This window comes from Agromyces aerolatus (genome assembly GCF_031432255.1).
GTDB lineage: Bacteria > Actinomycetota > Actinomycetes > Actinomycetales > Microbacteriaceae > Agromyces.
Genome location: NZ_JAVKGQ010000001.1, coordinates 500,048 through 524,438 on the forward strand (window position 1 = coordinate 500,048; position 24,391 = coordinate 524,438).

Below are 24,391 nucleotides of genomic sequence, written 5' to 3' on the forward strand. Positions count from 1 at the left end.
AGCGTGCTAGACAGATGTGGGGGTGATCGGAATGGCATCTGCGACGCGCACTCGGCGTCGGCCGTTCCTTCGCTATGCACTCCTCGGCGCCGCCGTCTCGGCGGGCTGGCTCACGATCAGCCTCGTCTCCGGCGCTCAGGGCGCCTCGGCCGACGACCGCGACGGTTCGGGCCTGCTCGGCGCCGTCGGATCGGTGCTCGGCGGCGTCTCGGACACCACCGGCGCGGTCGGTGACGCGGTCGGCGGACTCGTCGACGCGGCGGTCGAACCGGTCAATTCCGTGGTCGAGCCGGTGCTCCAGGCCGTGTCGCCGGAGCCGGCGGCCGTCCCGCCTCCGGCACCTGCGCCGACCGCACCTGCGCCCGCGCCGGCCCCGGCACCTGCGCCGACCGCACCTGCGCCCGCGCCGGCCCCGGCACCTGCGCCCGCCGCACCGCAGCCCGCGGCACCTGCTGCTCCGGCCGCTCCGGCCGCGACGCCGGCCGCTCCGGCGGGCACGATCGTGGGCGCCGTCCCCGGCGTCGTCGACGGCGCGACCGGGCTCGTGAACGGCGTGCTCGACGGCGTCGACGGGGTGACGACGGGGATCATCGGCGGCGTCTCAGGCGTACTCTCGGACACCGCGTCGAGCGGTCTCGTCGGCGGCCTCACCGGCCCGGTGACCGGCTCGGTCGACGGCATCGTCGGCGGGCTTCCCATCGTCGGCGACCTGCTCGGCGACGATCTGATCGGCGGCATCGTGACCCCCGTCGCCGGGCTGCTCGACGACACGCTCGGCACGGTCGTCGGCTCGGTCGGCACGCTTCCCGAGGACGGCGTCCTCCCGACGGTTCCCAGCATCCCGCTGCTGCCGGGCATCGGCGGTGCGCCCGGCAGCCCCGGCGCGCCCGCGCTTCCGACGCCGAGCCTGCCTGCGCTGCCGAGCCTGCCCGTGACCCCGGATGGCGCCGGTGAGGCCGTGCGCGCGGCCGAGGCATCCGTGCTCGCTTCGGCGGCCGCCGCCGCCTTCGACTCGCGAGACCGCTCCGCCGGCGCGCCGACGAGCGGTGCGCTCGAGGCATCCGGAACGACCGCGGTCCTCGACGGATCGGGCGACCACCAGGGCGCACCCGAGCCGTCGCCCGCCGCACCGGTGAACGCACCCGGCGCGGCCGGCACCGCCGGTTCGGCAAGCGCCGCCGGCGGTTCCGCCGCGGCATCCGACGCCGTCTTCGACGCCGACGCGCTCAGCGCGTCCGCGTCGCTCGTGCTCAACTCGGTCGACGATGCACTGCCGTCGTCGCCGGTCTTCGGGACCGACACCACCCCTGACTGACGGGGGCCGTTCCGCCGTGCAGGCGGACACGGTCATGGCTCGGACGCACTCTGCGTCGCCGGGCACATTCACCCAATTCAGTCAGGAGGACTGATCATCATGGACCTCAAGCGGTTCGCAACGAGGGCGCTGTACGCGACCCTCATGACCGGGGGGATCACACTCCTCGGGGCCGGCGTGGCACACGCCGCAGAGACCGGGGGCGAGGACGGGGTGCTCTCCGGCACCCAGGCCGGCATCTCGATCGACCTGCCCATCAACCTCTCCGGCAACGGCATCTCGGTGCTCGGCGACGCCACGTCGTCGGAGGCCGAGACGTCCGCGGCGGCGCCGGCGGAAGCCCCGGCCGCGCCCGTCACCTCGGGCGACGACGGCGTCGGATCGGGCAGCCAGGCCGTCATCGACGTCTCCGTGCCGGTGACGATCGGCGGGAACGCGATCAGCGTGCTCGGCGACACCTCGACGACGGATGCCACGACCGAGCAGGCTCCGGCCGCCGAGGCGCCGGCGGCTGAGGCGCCGGCCGCTCCGGCAGCGCCGGCGGAGGCGCCCGCGACGAGCGGTGACGACTCGCTGCTCGGCGGCACGCAGGGCCTCATCGACGTCGCCGTGCCGGTCACCATCGGCGGCAACGCCATCTCGGTGCTCGGCGACAGCTCGACCGACGGCGCGATGACCGGATCCGGTGCCACCGGGACCACGACCGGCACCGACGAGGGATCGTGGCGCTGGGGCGAGGAGATGAACATCAGCACCCCGTACGGCGGTGACGCCTGGACCTCGGGTTCCGAGGGCGTCGCGAGCGGCACGCAGGCCGACGCCGACGCCGTCGCCCCGGTGACCGTGGGCGGCAACGCGATCTCCGTCATCGGCGACAGCTCGACCGAGGGCGCGGCCAACGCGGTCGCGGCCGGCGGCTCGGGCTCGGGCTCGGGCTCGACCGAGGGCGCCGCGACGAGCGGTGAGGACTCGATCCTCGGCGGCACGCAGGGCCTGATCGACGCCGTCGCTCCCGTGACGGTGGGCGGCAACGCCGTCTCCATCATCGGCGACAGCTCGAGCGAGGGCGCGGCCAACGCGGTCATGCCGGGCACCGGCACGGCCGGCAGCGACGGCGCGACGACCGGCGGTGAGGACGGCGTCCTCGGCGGCACCCAGGTCGGCGCCGACGCCGTCGCCCCCGTGACCGTGGGCGGCAACGCCATCTCGGTCATCGGCGACAGCTCGAGCGAGAGCGCGGCCAACGCGGTCATGCCGGGCACCGGCACGGCCGGCGGCGAGGGCGCCTCGACCGGCGGCGATGACTCGATCCTCGGCGGCAGCCAGCTGCTGCCCGAGGTCAGCCTGCCGGTGACGGTCGGCGGCAACGCGATCTCGGTCGTCGGCGACACCTCGTCGACCGATGCGGAGACCGTGGTCGTTCCCGGGAACGGCGGCTCGGGCGAGGCGATCACCGGCGGGTCCGACGGCCTGCTCGGCGGTTCGCAGATCATCCCCGGCATCGCCCTGCCGATCACGGTCGGCGGCAACGCGATCAGCGTGATCGGCGACAGCGAGACGGATGGCCCGACGACGGTCGTCGTCCCCGGTGAGCCGACCGACCCCGGCACCCCGGTCGACCCGACCGACCCGACCGACCCGACGGACCCGGTCGACCCGGTCGACCCGACGGACCCCGGCACGCCGGTGGACCCGACGGACCCCACCGACCCGACCACTCCCGGGACTCCCGGTGACGACGGCTCGGTGACCCCGGGTTCCTCGGTCGCGGGCGCCGGTGACGTCACCGTGATCGCGGCCGGCACGTCCTCGACGGGCGTGCTCGCCTCGACCGGCGCGGATGTCGCGGGGCTCGCCATCGCCGGCGGCCTCGTGCTGCTCGCGGGCCTGCTGCTCTTCGGGTTCCGGCGCTTCGCCGCGCGGAACTGAGCGGGCGAGGCATCCGCTCGCGTGGCGGCGACCCGGACCACCCGGTCCGGGCCGCCGCCCCGCCATGCCCAGCTCAGTCGGTGATGACCGACACGTGGAGGTCCGCGCACGCCGACGCGAGGCGCTTGTCTCGCGTCCACAGCCTCGCCCCTGGAACCAGAGCCACCGCCCCGATCAGATGCGCGTCGGTCGGGCTGAGCCCTCGACCCCAGAGCCTGCGTCGATCGACCAGGAGGAGCGCCTCTCCATGACGGAGTACGGGGAAACTCCGAAGGTCACCGAGCAGGTCCAGCACGGTGTCGCGCTGCGCGATCGATCCGAGCGCGAGCTCCTCGATCACGAACGGATGAGTCCCGACCTCGTCGTGCTCCAACGCCGTGTTCAGTGCGGAATCGGCGGCACGGAAATGGTCGATCCATACTGACGTATCGACCAGGATCATGCAGCAGAACCGCGACGCCGCGGCGCCGCAGTCGCCTCAGGATCAGACCCGCCCAGCGCCGCCAGCCGCCTTCCCGCCTCAACGCGGATCAAGGTCTCGAGACCCGCGCGCAGCAAGGCCGACCGCTCCGCGACACCGGTCAGCTCCACCGCGCGCTCGACCAGCGCGTCGTCGATGGTGATGGTCGTTCGCATGAGGTTCCGATCAGAAGCCGCATCAATTGATGCGGATCTCAGCATACCTCGGTGTCCAGTGGGAACGCCAGGCTCCTGCAGTTACGCGATGGAAGGCGAAAAGTGGGTCGGAATGCCGCCCAGGCGGCACTCCAACCCACTTCCCGACTTCAGTCGCGGCACGCGGCACGCGCCGAGCGATCAGTCGTTCGTCGCGGCACCCCGACGACGGCGGATCACGAACAGCGCGCCGGCCGCTGCGAGCAGCGCGGCGAGCACGAGGCCGGGCAGCACGTCGGCACCCGTCGACGCAAGACCCGAGCCGGCCCCACCGCCAGCGCCACCGCCGCCGGCTGCCGCGGTCACGGTCACCGCGGCCGCGATCGGCTCGTGGCCCGCCGACTCGACGATCAGCGTGTGCGCCCCGACCACGAAGTCGGCGGGCACCCGGACCGTGAACGACGTGGCGCCCTCAGCGCTCGCGACCGGGATGCCCTCGATCACGAGCGGCTCGCTGAACAGCGTCGCCGAGATCTGCTGCCCCGGCTCGAGCCCGGTCACCGACACCTCGAACGAGCCGCCCTGCCGCACCGTCGAGCTGCTGAGCGAGACATCCGCCCAGTCCGTGCGCGCGACCACCGCGCGGCCGAGCGGAGCCGGCGCGACCGTGACGAACTCCTCGAAGTACGACACCGCGGCCACCAGGTCGATCTGGCCGCTGTCGGCGCGGTTCGTGCCCTCCGCGAACGCGCCGAAGTTGTCGCCGCCCGGCGCGAGGAAGGAGTTGACCGTCACGCGGAACACGTCGGACGCCTCGATCTCCTCGCCCTGGAGCGACATGGACACGATGTGCTCGCCGCGCGCGGCGTCGGGCTCGTAGACGTAGCCGAAGCCCTCGGAGACCCCCAGGTGCAGCTTCGGCCGGCTCGAGCCGTCGGGCTGCCACTGCTCTTCGAGCGCCTGCTCGATCTGCGCGCCGGTCAGGTCCATCTGGAACAGCGTGTTGCCGAACGGCTGCGTGCTCGCGACGTCCTTGTAGGTGACGGTGCCGTCCTCGCCGTAGAGCAGGTCGGCGCGGAGGCCGCCCGGGTTCATGAAGGCGATCTGCGACGGCGTGCCGGCGAACGCGTCGTTCGCGCTCGAGGTCGCCCAGAGCTGCTGGTCGGCGACCAGGTTGCCGAGCGAGGACTCCACGCCGCGGTCCGCACCGGCGGGCTCGCCGCCACGGAGGATGTCACCCGTGATCGAGCCGATCTCGACCGCACCGACCACGTCGGCCGCGGCGACCGCCGCGTCGACGATCGCCTGCACCCCGGCGTCGGCCGGGTACTGGGCGACGCCGTCGACGAGCAGCGGCAGCGTGTCGACCGTCGCCGCGGTCGCGCGCTTGGTCTCGGGGTCGATCGCCAGCTGGATGCGGGCCACGTGCTTGGCGTACTCGCCGGCCGACACCACGGGGCGGTCGAACGCGGCGCCGTCGACCGGGAACTCGCACGCGACGTTCTTGTGCGTGTGGCCCGAGAAGATGGCGTCGATGTCGGCGGATGCCTCGCGCACGAGCTCCCCGTACACCGAGTCCTCGTTCGCGATGACGTCGCACGAGGTCTCCTCCGAGCCGTCGTGCGCGAGCAGCACGACCACGTCGGCCTCGCCGTTCTGGGCGTCACCGTCACGCAGCTGCGCGGCGACCCGGTTCACGGCCTCGAGCTGCGAACCGAACTCGATCTCGGCGATGCCGTCGGGGGCGACGAGCGAGTCGGTCTGCTCGGTCACGACGCCGATGTACCCGATCTTCACGCCGCCGGTCTCGACGATCTTGAACTCATCGAGGGCCGGGGTGTCGGTGCCCTTCAGGTAGACGTTCGCACCCAGCGCGAGGCCCGCGTCGCCATAGGCCGGAATGACCCGGTCGATGAGGTCGCGGTAGCCCTGGTCGAACTCGTGGTTGCCGACCGAGCTCACGTCGAGGCCCATCGCCATGAGCGCGTCGATCGTGGGCTGGTCCTCCTGCGAGAACGACGTGAAGGTCGAGGCGCCGATGTTGTCGCCCGCCGAGGCGAACACCGTGTGCCGGTTCTCGTCGCGCAGCTGGTCGACCGCGCCGGCGAGCACGGCCGCACCGGGCAGGCCGCCGCCGAGGTCCTGCTCGAGACGACCGTGGAAGTCGTTGATCGAGAGCAGCTGCACCGTCTCGGGCGTCGCGACGTCGACCGCGAGGATCGTCGTCGTTCCGGAGACCTCGTTGCCGACCGCGAGCATGGGCTCGCCGGTCGGGCTCGTCGCCGCCGGGATGAACGTGATGCCCTCCGGGCCGAGGTCGCCCGCGGCCGAGAGCTGCGCCTCGCCGTCATCCTCGACCGAGACGTCGAAGTCGCGGTAGTTGAGGTAGGTGACGAACGCCGACTCGGTGGGGGTCGTGATGTCGAACACGGCGATGCCGCCGACCCGCTCGAAGCCGATGAACGCGTAGGTGCGGCCGTCGACCTCGCCGATCGCGAGATTCTCGGGCTCGGGTCCCTTGTCGTCGCTGCGGCCCTCGAAGTTCGACTCGCTGTGGTTCGAGTTGAAGAACTCGGGTGCGGCCTCGTGGGTGATGCGCTCGAACGCCTCGCCCGAGTCGAAGACCAGCGAGCCGTCCGTGCCCCAGATGGAGAACGAGCGGGATCCGAAGGAGTAGAGCTCCTCGTAGCAGCTGCCGTCGGCCGAGAGGCCCATGGCCGTCGACACGTTCAGCCGGCCGAGGTCGGCGTCGCCGAGGAGACCGGCGGCCGGGCTGGTCGCGCAGACCGGCGCGAGGTCGTCGTCGCCGAGGTCCTTCACGCGCGCGGGCTCGACGTACTCGCCCCATTCGCGGGCGTCACCCTCGTTCGCGGTGACCAGGTAGGTCTCGCCGCCGGCCTGGTACGACTGCATGCCGTCGGGCAGGTACATGCCCTTGAGGCCCGGGAAGGTCCGGATGTCGAAGCCGCCGTCGCGGTCCGACGCGTCGATGCCGTGACCCTCGGCCGAGTGGTCGACGAAGCCGAGCGGGAGGATGTCGGTCACGGTCGCGTCCACGAGGTCGACGACCGCGATCGCGTTCGCCTCCTGCAGCGCCGCGTAGGCGACGTCGCCGTCGATCGTGACGTACTCGGGCTCGAGGTTCCGCGAGACCGGGAGGTCGGCCTCGGGCGTCGGGCCGAACACGCGCACGTCGGGGTGCAGCGTCTTCGAGCCACCCTCCTCGAACTCGTGGAAGTCCGCCGTGCGGACCGCGCTCTGCTCGGGCGCCGCGACGGTCGAGGGCAGTTCGACGATGCCGACGGAGCCCTCGGGGTCGCTCGAGAAGTCGCCCGCCGGCTCGCCCTCGTTGGCGACGACCGCGCGCGTACCGTCAGCCGAGATGGCCACCATGTCGGGCAGTGAGCCGACGACGACGGTGCCGAGCGAGACGGGCGACGCCGCGGTCGCGTCGAAGAACATGAGCCGGCCGGGAGCGGTCTTGTCCTCGCGGTCCTCGAGCGCGACGACACCGAGGCCGTCGGCGCGCACCGCAAGCGAGTTCGCGACGCCGTCGCCGGCGAGCTCACCCACCCTCACGGGAACCGCCGGGTCGCTCACGTCGAGCACGTCGATGAGCCCCGCCAGCGCGTTGACGACGTAGAGCCGTTCGCCGTAGTAGGCGACGATCTCGGCGGCGGATCTGTCGAAGATCCCGCTCTCGTAGGTGCCCACCGTCCTCAGCGAGAGCGCTGCGCCCTCGGCCGAGACCTCGGGGGCGTCCGCGATCGGCGCGGTCGCGGTGCGGATGGGGCCGGTCAGGGCTGCGGCGGGCGCCGTGGCGAGACATCCGGCAGCGAGGGCCGCGCTCAGCACGAGCGGGACCGCGGCGCGCCGGAAGAAGGGCCGGGAGGGCAGCATGGGTCACCTTCGGTCGGTAGTGGTCGGGGATCGTCCCCACCCTGGCGACCCGAGACATCCGTCGGATGTCCGTCAGGTGAACTCGAGGCGCCGGTCGGATGGCGCGAGCACGCCCGGGCTCAATCGCGCGGGGTCGCGAATGTACTCGCGCCCGCTCTCGCGTCATCGGGTCTCGATACGCGTCGCCACTTCGTGTCGGCGCTACTCGACCAACGGGGGCGTCGCCACTTCCGTTGGTCGAGTAGCGCGCGAGGAACGAGCACGCGTATCGAGACCCGTCGCGCGCTCCACGACCAACGGATTCAGACGACCTCGGCGAGGGGCAGCGCGGGGTCGGGGGCGGGCGCGGCCGGCAACGCCTGCCAGGCGCGCGCGAGCGCCGCGATCGCGGCGTCGGTCGTCGCCGCGTCGGAGCAGAACGGGAGCCGGAGGAACCGTTCGAAGGCGCCGTCGATGCCGAACCGCGGCCCCGCGGCGACGATCAGGCCCTGGCCTCGGGCGGCGAGCGCGAGCTGCGAGCTCACGGGCGCGCCGAGGTTCACCCAGGTGACGATGCCGCCGTCGACGTGCGGGACCTGCCAGTCGGGGAACTGCTCGGCGAGCCGCGCCTCGAGGTGGTCGCGACCGGCACGAAGCTGGTCGCGGCGCAGCGCGAGCACGTCGTCCATCCGGTCGAGCAGGCGCGCGACGATGAGCTGTTCGAGGATGGGCGTGCCGAGGTCGCCGGGCGCGCGCACCGCGAGCAGCCGACGGATGAGCGGCCGGTCGGCGCGGATCCAGCCGACGCGCACGCCGCCCCAGACCGTCTTGCCGACGGAGCCGATCATGACCGCCGGCCCGTAGGCGGCGAGCGGCAGCAGAGGGCGGCGACGGTCGATGTCGAGCTCGGCGATGGTCTCGTCGGCGATGACGACCGTGCCCTGTCGCGCGGCCGCCTCGAGCACGCGCTCCCGTGTGCGCTCGTCGAGGCTGCGCCCGGTCGGGTTCTGGAAGTCGGGCATGAGGTAGGCGGCCACGGGGTTCGCGTGGCGGAGCGCCTGCACGAGCTCGTCGCCCTCGTCGGAGGTGTCGCCGAGCTCGCCGACGTCCGCGCCGTGCGGCACGACGGGCACGGGCACGAGGCGTGCGCCGGCGACCCTGAGCGCCTCGTACGCGTGCGGATAAGTGGGCGCCTCGATGACCGCCCGGTCACCACGGCCGACGAGGGCACGCGAGAGCAGCGCGATGGCGTGCTGCGCACCGATCGTGACCATGATCTCGTCGGGCGTCGTGGGCAGCCCGCGCTGCGTGTACCGGGCCGCGATCGCCTCGCGGAGCTCGGGGATGCCGATCGGGTCGAAGCCGGCGTCGCCGAGGTGCCGGGGCAGGTCGTCGGCCGCCTCGCGCGCGACGTCGGCGAGCCAGGGCAGCGCGGGCGGCGACGCCTTCGAGAAATCGACGTAGTCGGTCGCGGGAGGTGCGGGCAGGATGGCGGGCGCGCCGGGCAGCCGGGCCACCGACCCCGATCCGCGCACGCTGTGCAGCAGGCCCTGCTCGCGCAGGGCACGGTATGCCGCGGTGACGGTCGTGCGACTGAGCCTGAGACGCTCGGCGAGGTCGCGCTCGGCCGGCAGCCGAGTGCCGACGGGGATGCGACCGTCGAGCACGAGCAGGCGCACGCGTTCGGCGAGCGCCCGGTAGACGGTGCCGCCGGCAGCGCCGGCCCGCCAGTCCCCGAGCAGCGTGTCGAGTGCGCGGGCGCTGATCGAGGCATCCGTCATGCGAGCCACTTTAGGCGGATTGGCTACTTGCGTGAAGGCCAATTGTGGAATTGGATATCCCTCATGCTCCACGTCCCCGCCTCGTTCCGCGATTCCGGTCCCGTGCTCACCCGACGCCTCGTCCAGCTGTTCGTCGGGCTGTTCCTCTACGGCATGGGGATCGCCATGATCGTGCGTGGCGAGCTCGGCGTCGCGCCGTGGGACGTGCTCACGCAGGGCATCGTGAAGCAGACCGGCCTGAACTTCGGGCTCATCACGATCCTCACGTCTGGCGTGGTGCTGCTCCTCTGGATCCCGATCCGGCAGCGGCCCGGGTTCGGCACGCTCATGAACGCCGTGCTCGTCGGCCCGGCGGCCGACGTCGGCCTGTGGCTCATCCCCGAGGGCCTCGACCTCTGGGTGCGCATGCTCCTGCTGCCCGGCGGCATCGTCGTGCTCGCGATCGCGACCGGGCTGTACATCGGGGCGCACTTCGGGCCGGGCCCGCGCGACGGGCTCATGACGGGCCTGCACCGCGTGACGGGCTGGCGCATCTGGATCGTGCGCACGGGCATCGAGGTCATCGTCCTCGCGATCGGCTGGCTGCTCGGCGGCAACGTCGGCATCGGGACACTCCTGTTCGCGCTCACGATCGGGCCGCTCTGCGGGTGGGCGATCCCGCTCTTCGCGATCAGGCGGGCGGATGGCTCGCCCGCAGCCAGGCCTCGCCTCGACCCTGCCGTGCCGGAACCCAGCCGCCCCGAGCCACCGCTCATCCCCGACGACTCCCCCGCCAACTAGCTCCGGCGGCGAGGCCCGCTGGTCGAGTGAGCTACGCTCCAGCGAGCGTATCGAGACCCGGCGCCGGGTCTCGATACGCTTCGCTACTCGACCAACGAGGGGTTAGAGGTTCGCTTCCGCGTAGACGCGGAGCGCGTCGCGCACGAACTCGGCACCCTGCGTGCCGCCGTAGTTCGCGCCGAAGCGCGGGTCCGCGACGTACATCTCGCCGAGCCCGATGACGTACGCCTTCGCGTCGCCGCCGTGCGCGGGCGTGCCGGGCACACTCGTCAGCCACTCGACGTGGCGCTTCGCGAGCGCCTGCGCCTCGTCCCCGTCGGGCGTCGCGCCCGAGGTCGCGGCCGAGACCCAGTCGCGGCCCAGCTCCTCGACTCGGGCCTTCCAGGCCGTGCGCTCCTCATCGCTCATGCCGCGCCACCAGCGGTCGCTCCGCTCGTACGCATCCTTGCCCCAACGCTGTTCGACCTCCTCCTTGTACCGGGTGTGGTCGAACCCGTCGAACATGTCGCTTGCCATGATCTGATCACCTCCTTCCACGGCGTCGATGGTGCGTTCGACCGACGCGATCTGTCGCGCCAGCCGGTCCTGTTCCTGCCTGAGCGACGCCAGGTGGCCGGTGAGCGCCCGGGACTCGGACGCCTCACCCGCGATCACGTCCGCGATGACGGGCAGCCCGAGACCGAGGTCGCGCAGCAGCAGGATGCGCTGCAGCCGCACGAGTGCGGCCTGGTCGTAGTAGCGGTATCCGTTGGTCCCGACCCGGGTCGGGGCGAGCAGGCCGAGATCGTCGTAGTGACGCAGCGTGCGGCTCGTCGTGCCCGCCAGCCTCGCGACCTCCTGGATCGACCAGTCCATGTCGCCTCCTTCCGGTTCGGTCTGTTCGGCGTGTATCGTTCGGATGCCACGGTAGAGGTTGACGTTACGTCAAGGTCAACCCCGAGGCATCCGGAATCTCGCGCTGAACCCTTGCCGCCCGCCGAAACGCGTTATATCGTGACTTCGTTCATACGCGATATAGCGCGATTTCCGACGGGTTCGGCCCGATCGCGCGAACGAAGGAGCGCATCACCATGACCATGGAACAGTGGAGCATCGCACCCGGCGAGAGCCGGGTGATCGACCTCGAACTCGTCCGCACCCTCAAGGTGAGCCTCGTCGGCGGCAAGGTCGATGTCATCGCGCACGACGAGCCCGGCGCGCGCGTCGAGATCTCGAACGTGAGCGGCAAGGACCTCGCGGTCTCCATCGACGGCGACCGCCTCGAGATCGACCACCCCCAGTTGCGCTGGGACAACTTCCTCGAGGTCTTCGCCAACTTCCGCGGCCACGCGAAGGCGGATGTCTCGATCCTCGCGCCGCGCAGCGCCGCCCTGAAGCTCGGGGTCGTGACCGGCGAGGCGCTCGTCTCCGGGTTCGACGGCGACGCCCGCTTCAGCACCGTGTCGGGCGACCTCGTCGTCGACAACCACCGCGGCGACGTCGAGCTGTCGAGCGTCTCGGGCGAGCTCTCGGCGGGCAATCATGTCGGCCGCGTCAGGGCGAACTCCGTGTCTGGCGACGTGATCGCGTCCGGCGAGGTGTCGGCGTTCACGGCGAAGACCGTGTCGGGCAACATGATCCTCGACGCCAAGGGCACCCCCGCGAAGGTCGACGCGAACACGATCTCTGGCGACCTCACCGTGCGCTGCGACCTCGGTTCGGGCGCGCGCTACCGCGTGAACTCGGTGAGCGGGACGTTGCTCATCGACGACTCGCAGTTCCGCGGCGTGCTCGGCAAGGGGTTCGAGCGCACCGTCGGCGAGCTCGCGGGCGAGTGGCTCGACCTCAGCGCCAACAGCGTCACCGGCAACATCTCGGTCATGCACCGCGCGAGCGCCGGTCGCGCGGAGGCCTCGGGCGGCGCGGGCGAAGGAGCATCCGAATGACGCCGCCGGTCTTCTCCCATGGCAGCCTGCGCCTGTATCTGCTCGCGCTGCTCGACGAGCGCCCGCGACACGGGTACGAGCTGATCCAGGCGCTCTCCGAGCGGTTCGGCGGCACGTACTCGCCGAGCGCCGGCACGATCTACCCGCGCCTCGCGAAGCTCGAGGAGGAGGGGCTCGTCTCCAAGCAGGCCGACGGCCGCAAGACCGTGTACGCGATCACCGAGGCCGGCCGCGCCGAGCTCGAGGCGCGACGACCCGAGCTCGACGCCATCGAGGACGAGGTGACCGACTCGGTCCGCCGCCTCGCCGACGGCGTGCGCGCCGAGGTCAACGACGCCATGCGCACGCTGCGCGCCGAGCTCGCAAGCGCCGCGCGGGAGGCGAAGCGCGCCGCACGGTCGGCGAGCGGGTCGAGTGGATCTGGCGGGTCGGCGAGCGGCTCGGGTGGCGGCACGACGAACCTGCACGTGGACTCGAACCGAGCCGTGCACGAGGCGGACCTGGTGATCAACGAGTTCCGGCAACAGTTGCGCACCGACCTGCGCACGCAGGCGCATCGCGCGCGTGTCTCGCCGGACACGGTCGACCGGCTGCGCACGCAGCTCGCGCAGGTTCGCGCCGACGTGCTCGCCGAGCTCGGCCTCCCTCGCGAGTGATACCGATCCGTCTCGACCGTGGCCGAGATGCGGCTGCGTTCGGGTCGTTCCTGTATCACTCGACCCAGGGCGCGCGGGGCGCGCGGGGCGCGGGTGGCGGATGCTTCACTGGGAACATGAGCGATGTCGCCCTCCGGCCGTGGGCCGACGATGACCTCGAGACGCTGCGGCGTGCGAACGCGCCGGAGATGATGACGTATCTCGGCGGGCCCGAGACCGAGGAGCAGCTCGTCGCACGTCACGAGCGGTATCTGCGCCTAGGCCGCGAGGGCTCGGCGTGGATGTTCCGCATCGTGACGCCGGACCACCCCGAGGGCGTCGGCACGATCGGGTACTGGCGGCACGAGCACCACGGCGAGCGCGCGTTCGAGACCGGCTGGGCCGTGGAGACCGACTACCAGGGCCGCGGTCTCGCGACCGCCGCCCTACTTCTTGCCCTCGCCGACGCCGCCCGCCGCGAACCCGGCCTCCCGGTCTACGCCTACCCGCGGGTCGCGAACACCGCATCGAACGCCATCTGCCGCAAGGCGGGCTTCACTCTCGAGGGCGAGGAGGAGTTCGAACACCCGAAGGGCACCCGGGCCACGTCGAACGTGTGGGTGTTCCGGCGATCGGGTGCGTGACGACGCCACGGATCACTCCGCACGAGGCGTACCCACCGTCAGCAACCCCGGACAGTACCGCGCCCTTCACGCGGATGTGCGTGAAGGGCGCGGTGCCGACTCGACCGTAGGTTTCGTTAACGCGGTCAGTACGACTCAGCGACCTTGCTCATCCGGATAGTCGTGGATGGCCTCCGCCATCGCAATACGGTGCGGGACGCTCGCGTCGAGGACGTTCCCGGTGATGTCCGCGTACGCCGTCGAGTACCCGTACTGCCATGGTGCGCCGGCAGCTGAAACCCGGACGTTCACGTGACGGGGCTTTCCGGTGCAGGGCACGGTGACACTCGCTTTCCCTTGTCGAGCATCGTCCTGGACCAGCTTCACGGTCACCACGGCCTCGGTCTCTGCCGCGCACGTGTAGAGCACGGCGAGGTAGGCCGTCGTCTCGTCATTGAGCAGCACGGCACCGCCGATCCAGTAGGCCTGATTGCCAGTCTCAACCGATTGGGCGTGCGCCGGGGCACCCGCGAACGCACCTAGGGCAACCAGGCTGGCCGCCGCGACAACCGCGATTCGGCCTCGAGAACGGGGGCGAAGGGGGATAGTCATGGCAATCTCCTTTGTGTACTAATATTCCTGATCGTATCAGTGGATCTCTCGATTTTGAAGGTCTGAGCCACCCAGTTCCAGGCGACGCGGTCGTGCGCCTCCGCTGAAGGATCCGAGCGATGACCGAGAGCCAAACATTCAAAAACTAATATGGCAATACACTGACGGTTTCGGAATGCTCGTGCCCTGGCCGTTCTCGACAGAATCGCGCGCCCGCCGGCTCAGCGCGTCAGGCGCCCCGCGAGGTCGGGCCAGTCGACGATGACGGCCTCGCCGTGGACGAGCGCCTTCGAGAGCAGCGCGTCGCGCAGCACGATGCCGTTCGCCGAGAGCTCGGAGATCGCGAGCGCCTGCCCTCCCCCGTCGAGCCGCCAGTGCTCGGCGAGCTCGCCGATGCCGCGGTCGATGAGCAGCTCTTCGGCCTCGACGTACTCCTGCGGGCCGCCGACGGCGTGCCCGAGCCGGTTCCGCGGGATCACCGCGGCGAAGTCGGGTGCGGTCGGCTGCAGGTAGCCCACGACCTCGCGATCGTCACGGGTCACCGCGACCCACGTCGACGGGTCGAGGCCGTACGGGGCACGGTCCGCCGCGCCGGTCACGGCGCGTCGGCACCCGGCGGCCGCCGCCGCGTGGTGCGCACGATGAGCACGATCACCAGGCCGAGGATCACGATGCCGCCCACGACGAACGCGGCGATCGCCCAGCCATCGGGGCCGGACTCGCCGCCGGTCGTCGCAGCCGTGTCGGAGTCGTCGTCGGCCGCCGCGTCGTCGTGCGGCGGCTCCGACTCCCAGACCCCGGTCGCTCCGGCGCCCACGCCGAAGTCGATCGTTCCCTCGATGGGGTGCCCGTCGGACGAGACGACCCGCCACCGCACCTGGTACTCGCCCGACAGGTCGGACGGCAGCGTCGCCGAGACCTCCGGACCGAGCACCTCGGTCGCGCCCACATCGATCGCCTCGCCGTGGTGATCGACGACCTCGATGACCGTGCCGACCTCGATCACGTCGTTCGAGAACGTCAGCTCGACGGCCTCGGGCGCGGTCTCGAGCACCGCACCGGGCTCAGGCGACGAGCCGAGCAGCTCGTCATGCGCGATCGCGGGCGCGGCAGCGCCCGCGACGGCGAGCGCCATCGCCCCGAAGAGCGCCGCGGCAGCGGCGATCGCGCGGGTCGAACGAACGCGTCGGGGGCGGGTGAGCGTGGTCATGTATGGTCCTGTCGTCGCCGGCGGATGCCTCCCGCGGGCAGCGCCCGCGGCCGCCGCCATGCTAGCAACCCCCGACCACTTGACACTGGGTGCGGCAGGTGTAATGTCATCCGCCGTGATACATGAGGAGGACACACCTCCAGCCGCCCCGCCCGCCGAGCTCAAGTCGGCGAAGCACTGGATCATCGGCGATCCGCTCCCCACCGAGAAGCTCGAGGGCCAGCTCCTCCCGAAGCGCCTCGCGTTGCCGATCTTCGCGAGCGACCCGCTGTCGTCGGTGGCGTACGCCCCACAAGAGCTGTTGATGATCCTGCTCGTCGGCGGGCTCGCGTTCCTGTCGTTCGCGCCGTGGGTCGCGCTCGCGGTCGTCGTGCTGCTGGTGACCGTGGTCGCGAGCTACCGGCAGCTCATCCGCGCCTACCCGTCGGGTGGCGGCGACTACGAGGTCGCGCACCGCAACCTCGGCGAGAAGCCGGGGCTCGTGGTCGCGTCGGCGCTGCTGGTCGACTACGTCATGACCGTGGTCGTCTCGGTCGCGTCGGGCGTCGACAACATCATCTCCGCCATCCCCGAGCTGAACCCGTGGCGGGTCGGGCTCGCGGTGGCCTTCGTGCTCATCCTGGCCGCGATCAACCTGCGCGGCGTGAGCGAGTCCTCACGCGCGTTCGCGGTGCCGACCTACCTCTTCATCGGCAGCGTGTTCCTGATGGTCGTCGTCGGGCTCGTCCGCACCGTCTTCGGCGACCCTCCGGTCGCCGAGTCGGCCGGCTACGAGGTGCAGGCCGAGTCGCTCACGCAGGCCGCGGTCGTCCTGTTGCTGCTGCGCAGCTTCGCGAGCGGATGCTCCGCCCTGACGGGCGTGGAGGCGATCTCGAACGGCGTGCCCGCGTTCCGCCGGCCGAAGATCGGCAACGCCCAGCGCACGCTCGTCGCCATGGGCGGGATCGCGATCGTGCTGTTCGCCGGCCTCACCGCGGTCGCGCTCATCTCGGGCGTGCACTACGCCGAGGTGCCGTGCCACCTCATCGGCTGGACCGACTGCGCGACCGAGCCGCAACGGAGCCTGATCGCCCAGGTCGCGGCCGCCACGTTCGGCGACGCCACGGTGCTCTTCTACGTCATCCAGGCCGCGACCGCGCTCGTCCTCCTGCTCGCGGCGAACACGGCGTTCAACGGCTTCCCGTTGCTCGGGTCGGTGCTGGCACGCGACGGCTACGCGCCGAAGTCGCTCTCGACGCGCGGCGACCGGCTCATCTACTCCAACGGCGTGATCATCCTGGCGCTCGCGGCCAGCCTCATCCTCGTCGTGTTCCAGGCGAATCTGACGGTGCTCATCCAGCTGTACATCATCGGGGTGTTCGTCTCGTTCACGCTCGGGCAGACCGGCATGGTGCGGCACTGGTTGCGTGAACTCGGCCGGGCGGGCCATCGGGGCTCGTCGAGGCATCCGTCGTCGACGAAGCATCCGTCGACGAAACGGCCATCGACGAAGGCCAAACCGGCGCAGCATCACTCGCCCGTGCCATCCGATGTGCGCCCGCTGACCCGGCCAGCCATGATGCGTGCGCTCGTGATCAACGCGCTCGGCGCGGTGATGACCGCGGTCGTGCTCATCGTCGTCACGATCACGAAGTTCACGCACGGCGCCTGGATCGTGTTCGTGCTGATGCCCATCCTGTTCCTGCTCATGCTGGGCGTGCACCGGTACTACCGCGACGTCGAGAAGGAGATCGAACCCGACCCGACCACGACGTTCGGCGCGAGCGGCGACCACGCGATCGTGCTCGTCGGCCGGATGCAGAAGCCGACCCTCAAGGCGCTCGACTACGCGATCGCCGCCCGGCACGATTCGCTCGAGGCGGTGCACGTCTCGCTCGACGAGGCGCAGACCAAGCGGCTGAAGCGCGACTGGGTGAAGCAGAACATCCACGTGAAGCTGCGCATCCTGTCATCGCCCTACCGCGACCTGAGCTACCCGCTCGTGCACTACATCAAGGAGCGGCGCCAGGAGTACGGCCCGCAGGTCGTGACCGTGTACATGCCGCAGTTCATCGTGGGCCACTGGTGGGAGAACCTGCTGCACAACCACAAGGCCCGTCGCATCCGGCAGAAGCTCATGCTCGTGCACGGCGTGACCGTCGCGCTCGTGCCGTGGCTGCTCGACTCCTCCGACCTGCTCTACGGGCGGCGCTCGCGCCCGCTGCCCGGGCAGGACCGGCGCGGCGAGCCGGTGCGGCCGGCACGGCCGGTGCCGCGGCGGCCGCTCGAAGGCGCGACGCCGAAGCGGATCCGGGCGGGCGGGTAAGCTCAGTCGGTGACCCGCCTCCCCCAGCTCGCCGGCGGCCCGGTCGGCGCCACCGCGCTCGTCGTGCTCGGGCTGATCGCCCAGGAGGCCGGGGCCGCGCTGGCCGTGCTGCTGTTCCCCAGCGCGGGCCCGCTCGGCATGGTGACGTTCCGGCTCGTCTTCTCGGCGCTCATCCTGCTCGCGATCGCGCGACCCAGCTGGCGCGGCCGGTCGACCCGCGCCTGGGCGACCGTGGTCGCGTTCGGCGCGGTGCTCGCGATCATGAACGGCCTCTTCTACCTCTCGCTCGACCGCATCCCGCTCGGGGCCGCCGTGACCATCGAGGTGCTCGGGCCGCTCGTGCTCTCGGTCATCGCGAGTCGTCGCGCGTCGGCCTGGCTGTGGGCCGGGCTCGCCGCCGTCGGCGTCGTGCTCCTCGGCCAGGGCAGCTTCGGGCACCTCGACCCGCTCGGCATCCTGCTCGCCGCGGGCGCCGGGGTGGGCTGGATGCTCTACATCCTGCTCTCCGCACGCACCGGCGCCGAGTTCGCGCGCCTCGACGGGCTCGCGATCGCCATGGCGATCGGCGGGGTGATGATCCTCCCGTTCGGCATCGCGACCTCGGGCTCGGCACTCGTACGACCCGACCTGCTCCTGCTCGGCGCGGCCGTCGCCCTGCTCAGCTCCGCCATCCCCTACGCGCTCGAGCTCATCGCGCTGCGCCGGCTGCACGCGTCGACGTTCGCGGTGCTGCTCGCGCTCGCGCCGGCGATCGCGACGCTCGCGGGGCTGGTGTTCCTCGGGCAGACCTTCACCTGGGTCGGGGCGATCGCGGTCGGGCTCGTGGTGGCCGCCTCGATCGGTGCGGTGCGCAGCGCGCCGCGCGGCGGGGCACCCGCTGAGCCTGCGCCGTAGCCGTGAGGGCCGCTACAGCATGGCCATGATCTGGCGCGCGATCATGCGGCCGGCACGGTTCGCGCCGATCGTCGACGCCTGCGGGCCGTAGCCCGCGAGGAACACGCGCGGGTCGCCCCACGTCGCGCCCTGTCCGACCGTCACGCCGCCGGCCTTCTCGCGCAGACGCAGCGGCGAGAGATGCCGCAGCTCGGGCCGGAAGCCCGTCGCCCAGATGATGGCGTCGGCGGGGGCCGAATCGCCGTCCGACCACACGACGCGGTCCGCCTCGATGTGGTCGAACATCGGGCGCGCGGTGAGATGCCCTCGCTCGATGGCTGACGCGATGCGGCGGCTCTTCGGCACGCCGGTTCCGCTCACGATCGACGGCAGTGCGCGGCCCGCGCGTGCGGCCTCGTCTTGCACGGCGACCGCGGCGGACGCACCCTCGAGGTCGAGCTCCTGGCGGTCGAGCCAGTCGATAGGCCGCCGGGCCACCCAGGTGAGCTGCGCGGCGACGCCCTCGAGCTCGAGCATGAACCCGATCGCGGACGTGCCGCCGCCGACGACCACGACGTTCCGGTCGCGGAACTCCTCGGCGTCGACGAAGTCGGTCGTGTGCAGATGCCGGCCGCGGAAGTCGCTCATGCCCGGATAGAACGGAACGAACGGGGACCCCCAGGTGCCGGTCGCGTTGACCAGGAACTGGGCGTGCAGCGTGTGCCGCGGCATGACGGGCTGCCTGACCTCGTGGAAGGTCTTCCGGCGGCGGCCGAAGAACCCGCGCGCCTTGGGCGCTTCGACCGGCGTCTCCTCGGCCACGGGGGCGCTGAGGTCCTCGTAGTCGATCCTCAGGTCGGCTCCGGCATTCTCGACCCGCCGGACCTGCACGGGCCGGTGCACGCGGAGGTCGTAGTGCTCCTCGAAGCGCCCGTAATAGTCGGCGACGACCTCGCGCGCCGGCAGCTGGCGATCGGCGTCGTCGAAGCTCAGCCCGAGGTCGGCCATTCCCGGCAGATCGTTCACGCGGTGCGCCGTGCCGAGCCGCAGCGACGACCACCGGTGCTGCCACGCACCGCCGGGGCCGGGTGCGCGGTCGAGCATGGTGAAGTCCTCGTCGGCGACGAGTTCGAATCGTCGCAGATAGTACGCGACGGAGAGCCCGGCCTGACCGGCGCCGACCACCGCCACCTTCACTCGCTCGGGCACGGGATGCACACTCCATCTCAGCATGTCTGCGCTCCGAACCACAGGAGGGGAGACCAATCAGCGGTGCTAAACTGGTGGGCAAGCGTGTTCATCATCAGAGTGAGCCGGGTGAGACGCATTCCACCCGGCCAGACGTCGTAAGGGGGTCACGCATGGGGCGCGGCCGTCAGAAAGCCAAGCACACCAAGGTCGCTCGGGAGCTGAAGTACTTCAGCCCCGACACCGACTACAGTGCGCTCGAGCGCGAGCTCACCAACTCGCAGCACGACCAGTACGAGGACGAGGCCTCGAAGTGGGCGGAGTACGCCGACGACGAGAGCTACGTCCCCGGCGACGGCTCCGCTCAGCGCTGACCCGCGACGCGCGCGACGCGCGCGCTCCATGACGAACGGCGCCCGGACGGAGGTCCGCCCGGGCGCCGTGTGCTGGCGATCCCGTCGCTACAGCAGGATGGACAGGGGCTGCTCGATGCGCCGCACGAACGCCGCCAGCCATTGCGCCGCCAGCGCGCCGTCGATGACGCGATGGTCGGCCGAGAGCGTCACCGTCATCACCGTGCCGACTGCGAGCTGCCCGTCGTCGACGACGGGGACCTGACGGGCCGCTCCGACGGCGAGGATGCCCGCGTGCGGCGGATTGATGATCGCGGAGAACTCCGACGTGCCGTACATGCCGAGGTTGGAGACGCTGAAGCTGCCGCCCTCGAGCTCGTCCTGACGCAGCCGCCCGGCACGCCCGCGCTCGGCGAGGTCGGCGACGGCGGCCGAGATGTCGGCCAGCCCGAGCCGATCGACGCCGCGCACCACCGGGGTCAGCAGCCCGCCCTCGATGGCCACCGCGACCGCGATGTCGACCGAGCGGTGGCGGTGGATCACCGTGTCACCCCACGTGGCGTTGGCCTCGGGGACCTCGGCGAATGCGCCCGCGCAGGCCTTCAGCACGAAGTCGTTCAGGGAGACCCGGACCGGCGAGGCCTCGTTGACGCGCCGACGCAGCTCGAGCAGCTCCTCCACCCGGCAGTCGGCCGTGAGGTAGAAGTGCGGCACGGTGGACTTGCTCTCGGTCACCCGGCGCGCGATGGCGCGACGCATCGGCGTCAGCCGGACCTCCTCGGGCTCGAGCCCGGCCGGCCCAGCGGCGAGCGACACCGCTCGCGCCGGTTCGTCGCGCGCGGGCCGCTCCCCAGCGCCCGAGGCCCGGACCTCGGGCGTCCGGGCGTCGCCCGCCTGCGTCTCGAGGTCGCGCCGGACGATCCGGCCACCGGGTCCGGTGCCGACGAGGCGCGACAGGTCGATTCCCTGCTCTCGCGCGAGCCGTCGCACGATGGGGCTCGCGAACCGTCGCGGCCCGGGCTGCGGGTCCGGATGCTGCTCGGGCCGGCGTTCCGCGTCGGCGTCCGGCACATCGGGCGTGGGCTCGATGACGGGCGCGCCGGACTCGGGGTCGGCGTCCGAGCCGGTCGCGGGCGCCGAGACATCCGCCGACGCCGCCGTGGGCGCCGACGCACCCGACGCGGCGCCACCCGCGAGATCGCCGTCGTCGACGGCCTCGCCGGCCGCACCGACGACCGCGATCGGATCGCCGATCGCCACCGGCGCGCCGGCTTCGACCAGCAGCCGGAGGACGGTGCCCTCGGTCTCGGCGGCGTACTCGACGACGGCCTTCTCGGTCTCGACCTCGGCGAGCGGCGAACCGACGGTCACCTCCTGGCCGGGCTCGACGAGCCACACCTGGATCGCCGCCTCGGTGATGCCGGTGAGCACCTCGGGCATGCGGATGATGGTCGCCATCAGGCACCGCCCATCCCGGCACGGAGCCGTTCGATGCCCGCGATGACCTCTTCGGTCCTCGCGATCGCCGCGCGCTCCAGCACCTTGGAGATGCTCGGGCTGGCCTCGCTGCCGGTGACCCGCTGCACCGGCTGGTCGAGCCAGTCGAAGTAGCGCCGCTGGATCTCGTCGGCGAGCCAGCCGCCGTACGACGTCCCCTGCGCACCCTGCTCGACGATGAGCACGGCGTTCGTCTTCTTGACCGACTCCTCGATCGTCGCCCAGTCGATCGATGCGCGGTCGAGCCAGCGCAGATCGATCACGTCGGCGTCGAGACCGGTCTGCTCCACGGCCTCGAGGCTGTGCCGGACCATCGAGAGGTAGCTGATGATCGTGGCGTCCTCGCCCGTGCGGCGCAGACCGGCCTTGCCGAAGGGCAGCTGGTAGTCGAGGTCGCCATCGGGGATCTCGTCGGCGGCGCCGTAGAGGTCGATGTGCTCGATCACGAGCACGGGATCCTCGAGCGCGAGCGCGGCGTTCATGAGGCCGACGTAGTCGGCGGCGGTCGAAGGGGCCACGATGCGCCAGCCAGGGCTCGTCGAGAAGATGCCGGCCGGGTCCATCAGGTGCTGGGAGCCATACCCCGACCCCATCGCCACCTTGGTGCGCAGCACGAGCGGCACGGGGTTCACGCCGCCGAACATGTGCCGCGCCTTGCCGATCTGATTGAACACCTGGTCTGCGGCGACCCACATGAAATCCGGATACATGAACTCGACCACGGGCCGGAACCGGCCGTCGAGCGCGAGGCCGCCACCGAGCCCCACGAACGCGTTCTCGCTGATCGGTGTGCCGAGCACGCGATCGGGGAACCGCGCGGCGAGCCCCTTGGTCGCGCCGTTGGTGCCGCCGGCGAGCCGGTGCACATCCTCTCCGAGCACGACGATGCGCGGGTCCTCGTCCATGCGACGCTCCATGACCCGGGCGACGGCATCGACGAACTTGGCGGGCGTCATCGTCACGTCGGCGCCGATCGGCTCGAGCGTGCGTGCGCCGGCGAGCTCGCTGGCGTCACCGCGCACACCCACGTCGACGAATGCGGGGTCCGGCCACAGATCGGGACGGATCCGGCGCTTGCCCTCTCGCTCGGGGTCGGCCTCGAGCAGCTCAGCGGCCGCTGCGCGCATCGCCTCCTGCGCCTGCGCGCGCACGGACTCGACCTCCTCCGGGGCGAGATAGCCGAGCGCCTCCATCTCGCTCGCGACGCGCAGCAGCGGGTCCCGAGCGCGCCACTCGGCCTCCTCCTCCTTGCTCCGATATCCGAAGGCGCTTCCGGGGTAGGGCCCGTTCTGGTGGAAGTAGCGGTAGACCTCGGCCTCGATGACGGCGGGGCCCTCCCCCGCGCGCATCCGCTCCGCCGCCTCGTCCATCGCGAGGTGCACGGCGAGCGGGTCCATTCCGTCGACCTGCCAGGACGGGATCGCGAACCCCTGCCCGCGGACCGACAGGCGCGTGTCCGCCGTGACCTCGGTCACGTGTGTGGAGACGCCGTAGAGGTTGTTCTCGATGAAGAAGGCGACGGGCAGCTGCCAGGTGGCCGCGAGGTTCATGCTCTCGAGGACCGAGCCGATCTGGCTGGCACCGTCGCCGAAGTAGTTGACGGTGAGATCGGTCGTGTCCGAGTGCTTCTGGGCCCAGGCGTTGCCGGCGGCCATCGGCGCGCCGCCGCCGACGATCGCGTTCGTGCCGAGCGCCCCGGCCTCGAACCACTGCAGGTGCATCGAGCCTCCCCGGCCCTTGCAGTAGCCCTGTGCGAGGCCGAGGATCTCGGCCAGCGTCTTCTGGAGCACCTCCTGCACGGGCGTCGTTGCGACCGCGGCGAGGTCGTGCCGGCCGCCCGCGACGTGGGTCAGCGCCTTGGCGAGGAACTGGTGGTGCCCGCGGTGCGAGCCATTGATCGCGTCGCTGCTGCGCAGGCCGATGATCGAGCCGACCGCTCCGCCCTCCTGGCCGATGCTGGAGTGCGCGGGTCCGTGCACGAGCCCCTCGGAGGCGAGCTCGAGCACCGTCTCCTCGAAGGCGCGGATCAGGTGCAGCTGGGCCAGCATGCCGGCGAGGAGCGCCGGGTCGGCGCCCTTCCAGTCGGCGGCGGTGGTCGTGAGCCGGACCCATGGCGCGGCCGCCTCAAGGCGTTCGTGCGTCGGCATCGTCCCTCTTCTCCATCGATGGGGCGGATCGCGGCGCCCGATACGCCACGTGGAGCCGACACTACTCGTGATTGCATCCAATCACAATCGCGCACAGGGGAAATATAGACAGAATGGCGGCCGCTGCGCCATGCTTGAATCCAATCAAGGAGGATGCATGCCACTTCCGGGGATGCGAGGCGCCGACCACCTGGGCGTCACGGTGCCAGATCTCGATGAGGCCGACGCCTTCCTCGTCGACATCCTCGGCGCCGAGCGGTTCTACGAGCTGGGCCCGTTCGTCCACGACGAGGGCGACTGGATGGCGGAACATCTGAACGTGCATCCGCGCACCGTGATGCGACGGCTCAGGTTCTACCGACTCGGCACTGGCACCAACCTCGAGGTCTTCGAGTACGAGCCGGCCGACGGCCAGGCTTCACAGCCGCGCAACAGCGACCTCGGCGGCCACCACGTCGCGATCTACGTCGACGACCTCGACGAGGCCGTGGAGTTCCTGCGATCCCAGGGCGTCCGTGTGCTCGGCGAGCCCACCGCGAGTCGCAACGCCAGCGAAGGACAGCGCTGGGTGTACTTCCTCAGCCCATGGGGCATGCAGTTCGAGCTCGTCAGCTTCCCCGGTGGCAAGGCGTACGAGCGCGGACTCGACCGGACCCTCTGGCACCCGGCGCGCCCCGCGGAGTGAGGTCGGGCTACGCGGTCGGCGCCCGCCGTCCGCAGCCCG

Annotated in this window: 21 protein-coding genes; 10 read left to right on the forward strand and 11 right to left on the reverse strand. The window is 71.5% G+C overall.

Translation table 11 applies throughout. The annotated features are described in order from the left end of the window. Positions 1 to 31 precede the first annotated feature (31 nt). The gene (locus tag RH864_RS02300; protein WP_310515878.1) at positions 32 to 1,315 is read left to right on the forward strand and encodes a hypothetical protein; all 1,284 of its coding nucleotides are present in this window, start codon (positions 32 to 34) and stop codon (positions 1,313 to 1,315) included. 99 nt (positions 1,316 to 1,414) lie between these two features. Next, on the forward strand, positions 1,415 to 3,244 hold the full coding sequence (locus RH864_RS02305; RefSeq protein WP_310515879.1) for a chaplin family protein: 1,830 nt from the start codon (positions 1,415 to 1,417) through the stop codon (positions 3,242 to 3,244). Between the two features lie 73 nt (positions 3,245 to 3,317). Here the strand turns inward: RH864_RS02305 and RH864_RS02310 are convergent, their stop codons facing one another. The 4 genes from RH864_RS02310 to yczR all read right to left on the reverse strand — a co-directional run bounded on the left by RH864_RS02310 (position 3,318) and on the right by yczR (position 9,519). Next, positions 3,318 to 3,686, reverse strand: coding sequence for a type II toxin-antitoxin system VapC family toxin (locus RH864_RS02310; RefSeq protein ID WP_310515880.1), 369 nt, complete (start codon positions 3,684 to 3,686; stop codon positions 3,318 to 3,320). Then, positions 3,683 to 3,880 (reverse strand): type II toxin-antitoxin system VapB family antitoxin, encoded by a 198-nt coding sequence (locus RH864_RS02315; protein ID WP_310515881.1) that lies wholly within the window; start codon positions 3,878 to 3,880, stop codon positions 3,683 to 3,685. Before RH864_RS02315 ends, RH864_RS02310 begins: the two co-directional genes overlap by 4 nt. Positions 3,881 to 4,060: 180 nt before the next feature. Continuing rightward, entirely contained in the window at positions 4,061 to 7,759 is a 3,699-nt protein-coding gene (locus RH864_RS02320; RefSeq protein ID WP_310515882.1) for a choice-of-anchor I family protein, read from the reverse strand. A gap of 302 nt (positions 7,760 to 8,061) precedes the next feature. Continuing rightward, the gene (yczR, locus tag RH864_RS02325; protein ID WP_310515883.1) at positions 8,062 to 9,519 is read right to left on the reverse strand and encodes a MocR-like transcription factor YczR; all 1,458 of its coding nucleotides are present in this window, start codon (positions 9,517 to 9,519) and stop codon (positions 8,062 to 8,064) included. Between the two features lie 63 nt (positions 9,520 to 9,582). Here yczR and yczE point away from each other — a divergent pair, with 63 nt between their 5' ends. Beyond that, positions 9,583 to 10,299 carry a membrane protein YczE gene (yczE, locus tag RH864_RS02330; RefSeq protein WP_310515884.1) on the forward strand — a complete coding sequence of 239 codons (717 nt, stop codon included), beginning with the start codon at positions 9,583 to 9,585 and terminating at the stop codon, positions 10,297 to 10,299. Between the two features lie 102 nt (positions 10,300 to 10,401). Here the strand turns inward: yczE and RH864_RS02335 are convergent, their stop codons facing one another. Next, positions 10,402 to 11,154, reverse strand: coding sequence for a MerR family transcriptional regulator (locus RH864_RS02335; RefSeq protein ID WP_310515885.1), 753 nt, complete (start codon positions 11,152 to 11,154; stop codon positions 10,402 to 10,404). A 215-nt stretch (positions 11,155 to 11,369) separates the two neighbouring features. Between RH864_RS02335 and RH864_RS02340 the strand changes: the two genes are divergently transcribed. The 3 genes from RH864_RS02340 (at position 11,370) to RH864_RS02350 (ending at position 13,503) form a co-directional block, all read left to right on the forward strand. After that, positions 11,370 to 12,224 (forward strand): DUF4097 family beta strand repeat-containing protein, encoded by an 855-nt coding sequence (locus RH864_RS02340; protein WP_310515886.1) that lies wholly within the window; start codon positions 11,370 to 11,372, stop codon positions 12,222 to 12,224. Further along, positions 12,221 to 12,880, forward strand: a complete 660-nt coding sequence (locus RH864_RS02345) for a PadR family transcriptional regulator (RefSeq protein WP_310515887.1) — start codon at positions 12,221 to 12,223, stop codon at positions 12,878 to 12,880. Before RH864_RS02340 ends, RH864_RS02345 begins: the two co-directional genes overlap by 4 nt. A gap of 116 nt (positions 12,881 to 12,996) precedes the next feature. Continuing rightward, entirely contained in the window at positions 12,997 to 13,503 is a 507-nt protein-coding gene (locus RH864_RS02350; protein WP_310515888.1) for a GNAT family N-acetyltransferase, read from the forward strand. A 135-nt stretch (positions 13,504 to 13,638) separates the two neighbouring features. On the opposite strand, the gene RH864_RS02355 is transcribed toward RH864_RS02350, so the two are convergent. The 3 genes from RH864_RS02355 to RH864_RS02365 all read right to left on the reverse strand — a co-directional run bounded on the left by RH864_RS02355 (position 13,639) and on the right by RH864_RS02365 (position 15,304). After that, positions 13,639 to 14,094: a hypothetical protein gene (locus tag RH864_RS02355; RefSeq protein WP_310515889.1), complete on the reverse strand. Its 456-nt coding sequence runs from the start codon at positions 14,092 to 14,094 to the stop codon at positions 13,639 to 13,641. Between the two features lie 221 nt (positions 14,095 to 14,315). Continuing rightward, entirely contained in the window at positions 14,316 to 14,693 is a 378-nt protein-coding gene (locus tag RH864_RS02360; protein WP_310515890.1) for a hypothetical protein, read from the reverse strand. Continuing rightward, positions 14,690 to 15,304: a copper resistance CopC family protein gene (locus tag RH864_RS02365; protein WP_310515891.1), complete on the reverse strand. Its 615-nt coding sequence runs from the start codon at positions 15,302 to 15,304 to the stop codon at positions 14,690 to 14,692. Before RH864_RS02365 ends, RH864_RS02360 begins: the two co-directional genes overlap by 4 nt. A 103-nt stretch (positions 15,305 to 15,407) precedes the next feature. Between RH864_RS02365 and RH864_RS02370 the strand changes: the two genes are divergently transcribed. Both RH864_RS02370 and RH864_RS02375 read left to right on the forward strand, forming a co-directional pair. Next, positions 15,408 to 17,609: an APC family permease gene (locus RH864_RS02370; protein WP_396129935.1), complete on the forward strand. Its 2,202-nt coding sequence runs from the start codon at positions 15,408 to 15,410 to the stop codon at positions 17,607 to 17,609. 9 nt (positions 17,610 to 17,618) lie between these two features. Next, positions 17,619 to 18,503 (forward strand): EamA family transporter, encoded by an 885-nt coding sequence (locus RH864_RS02375; protein ID WP_310515892.1) that lies wholly within the window; start codon positions 17,619 to 17,621, stop codon positions 18,501 to 18,503. Between the two features lie 12 nt (positions 18,504 to 18,515). Here RH864_RS02375 and RH864_RS02380 read toward each other — a convergent pair whose 3' ends face one another. Next, positions 18,516 to 19,691: an NAD(P)-binding domain-containing protein gene (locus RH864_RS02380; RefSeq protein ID WP_449224125.1), complete on the reverse strand. Its 1,176-nt coding sequence runs from the start codon at positions 19,689 to 19,691 to the stop codon at positions 18,516 to 18,518. Between the two features lie 152 nt (positions 19,692 to 19,843). On the opposite strand from RH864_RS02380, the gene RH864_RS02385 reads away from it, so the two are divergent. Further along, the gene (locus tag RH864_RS02385; protein WP_310515894.1) at positions 19,844 to 20,044 is read left to right on the forward strand and encodes a DUF3073 domain-containing protein; all 201 of its coding nucleotides are present in this window, start codon (positions 19,844 to 19,846) and stop codon (positions 20,042 to 20,044) included. 87 nt (positions 20,045 to 20,131) lie between these two features. Here RH864_RS02385 and RH864_RS02390 read toward each other — a convergent pair whose 3' ends face one another. Together RH864_RS02390 and RH864_RS02395 are read right to left on the reverse strand one after the other, a co-directional pair. Next, on the reverse strand, positions 20,132 to 21,481 hold the full coding sequence (locus tag RH864_RS02390; RefSeq protein WP_310515895.1) for a dihydrolipoamide acetyltransferase family protein: 1,350 nt from the start codon (positions 21,479 to 21,481) through the stop codon (positions 20,132 to 20,134). Next, positions 21,481 to 23,667: an alpha-ketoacid dehydrogenase subunit alpha/beta gene (locus RH864_RS02395; protein ID WP_310515896.1), complete on the reverse strand. Its 2,187-nt coding sequence runs from the start codon at positions 23,665 to 23,667 to the stop codon at positions 21,481 to 21,483. Before RH864_RS02395 ends, RH864_RS02390 begins: the two co-directional genes overlap by 1 nt. A 157-nt stretch (positions 23,668 to 23,824) precedes the next feature. Between RH864_RS02395 and RH864_RS02400 the strand changes: the two genes are divergently transcribed. Continuing rightward, a complete protein-coding gene (locus RH864_RS02400; RefSeq protein ID WP_310515897.1) occupies positions 23,825 to 24,352 on the forward strand; it encodes a VOC family protein in 528 nt (175 codons plus the stop codon). Positions 24,353 to 24,391: the final 39 nt, after the last annotated feature.

Bases quoted from the DNA above. Each gene is read 5' to 3' on its own strand.
- RH864_RS02350 (WP_310515888.1), top strand. From the start codon at position 12,997: ATGAGCGATGTCGCCCTCCGGCCGTGGGCCGACGATGACCTCGAGACG.
- RH864_RS02305 (WP_310515879.1), top strand. From the start codon at position 1,415: ATGGACCTCAAGCGGTTCGCAACGAGGGCGCTGTACGCGACCCTCATG.
- RH864_RS02315 (WP_310515881.1), bottom strand. From the start codon at position 3,880: ATGCGAACGACCATCACCATCGACGACGCGCTGGTCGAGCGCGCGGTG.
- RH864_RS02345 (WP_310515887.1), top strand. From the start codon at position 12,221: ATGACGCCGCCGGTCTTCTCCCATGGCAGCCTGCGCCTGTATCTGCTC.
- RH864_RS02300 (WP_310515878.1), top strand. From the start codon at position 32: ATGGCATCTGCGACGCGCACTCGGCGTCGGCCGTTCCTTCGCTATGCA.
- RH864_RS02395 (WP_310515896.1), bottom strand. From the start codon at position 23,667: ATGCCGACGCACGAACGCCTTGAGGCGGCCGCGCCATGGGTCCGGCTC.
- RH864_RS02400 (WP_310515897.1), top strand. From the start codon at position 23,825: ATGCCACTTCCGGGGATGCGAGGCGCCGACCACCTGGGCGTCACGGTG.
- RH864_RS02370 (WP_396129935.1), top strand. From the start codon at position 15,408: ATGTCATCCGCCGTGATACATGAGGAGGACACACCTCCAGCCGCCCCG.
- RH864_RS02385 (WP_310515894.1), top strand. From the start codon at position 19,844: ATGGGGCGCGGCCGTCAGAAAGCCAAGCACACCAAGGTCGCTCGGGAG.
- RH864_RS02390 (WP_310515895.1), bottom strand. From the start codon at position 21,481: ATGGCGACCATCATCCGCATGCCCGAGGTGCTCACCGGCATCACCGAG.
- RH864_RS02310 (WP_310515880.1), bottom strand. From the start codon at position 3,686: ATGATCCTGGTCGATACGTCAGTATGGATCGACCATTTCCGTGCCGCC.
- RH864_RS02320 (WP_310515882.1), bottom strand. From the start codon at position 7,759: ATGCTGCCCTCCCGGCCCTTCTTCCGGCGCGCCGCGGTCCCGCTCGTG.
- RH864_RS02355 (WP_310515889.1), bottom strand. From the start codon at position 14,094: ATGACTATCCCCCTTCGCCCCCGTTCTCGAGGCCGAATCGCGGTTGTC.
- yczE (WP_310515884.1), top strand. From the start codon at position 9,583: ATGCTCCACGTCCCCGCCTCGTTCCGCGATTCCGGTCCCGTGCTCACC.
- RH864_RS02340 (WP_310515886.1), top strand. From the start codon at position 11,370: ATGACCATGGAACAGTGGAGCATCGCACCCGGCGAGAGCCGGGTGATC.
- RH864_RS02365 (WP_310515891.1), bottom strand. From the start codon at position 15,304: ATGACCACGCTCACCCGCCCCCGACGCGTTCGTTCGACCCGCGCGATC.
- yczR (WP_310515883.1), bottom strand. From the start codon at position 9,519: ATGACGGATGCCTCGATCAGCGCCCGCGCACTCGACACGCTGCTCGGG.
- RH864_RS02335 (WP_310515885.1), bottom strand. From the start codon at position 11,154: ATGGACTGGTCGATCCAGGAGGTCGCGAGGCTGGCGGGCACGACGAGC.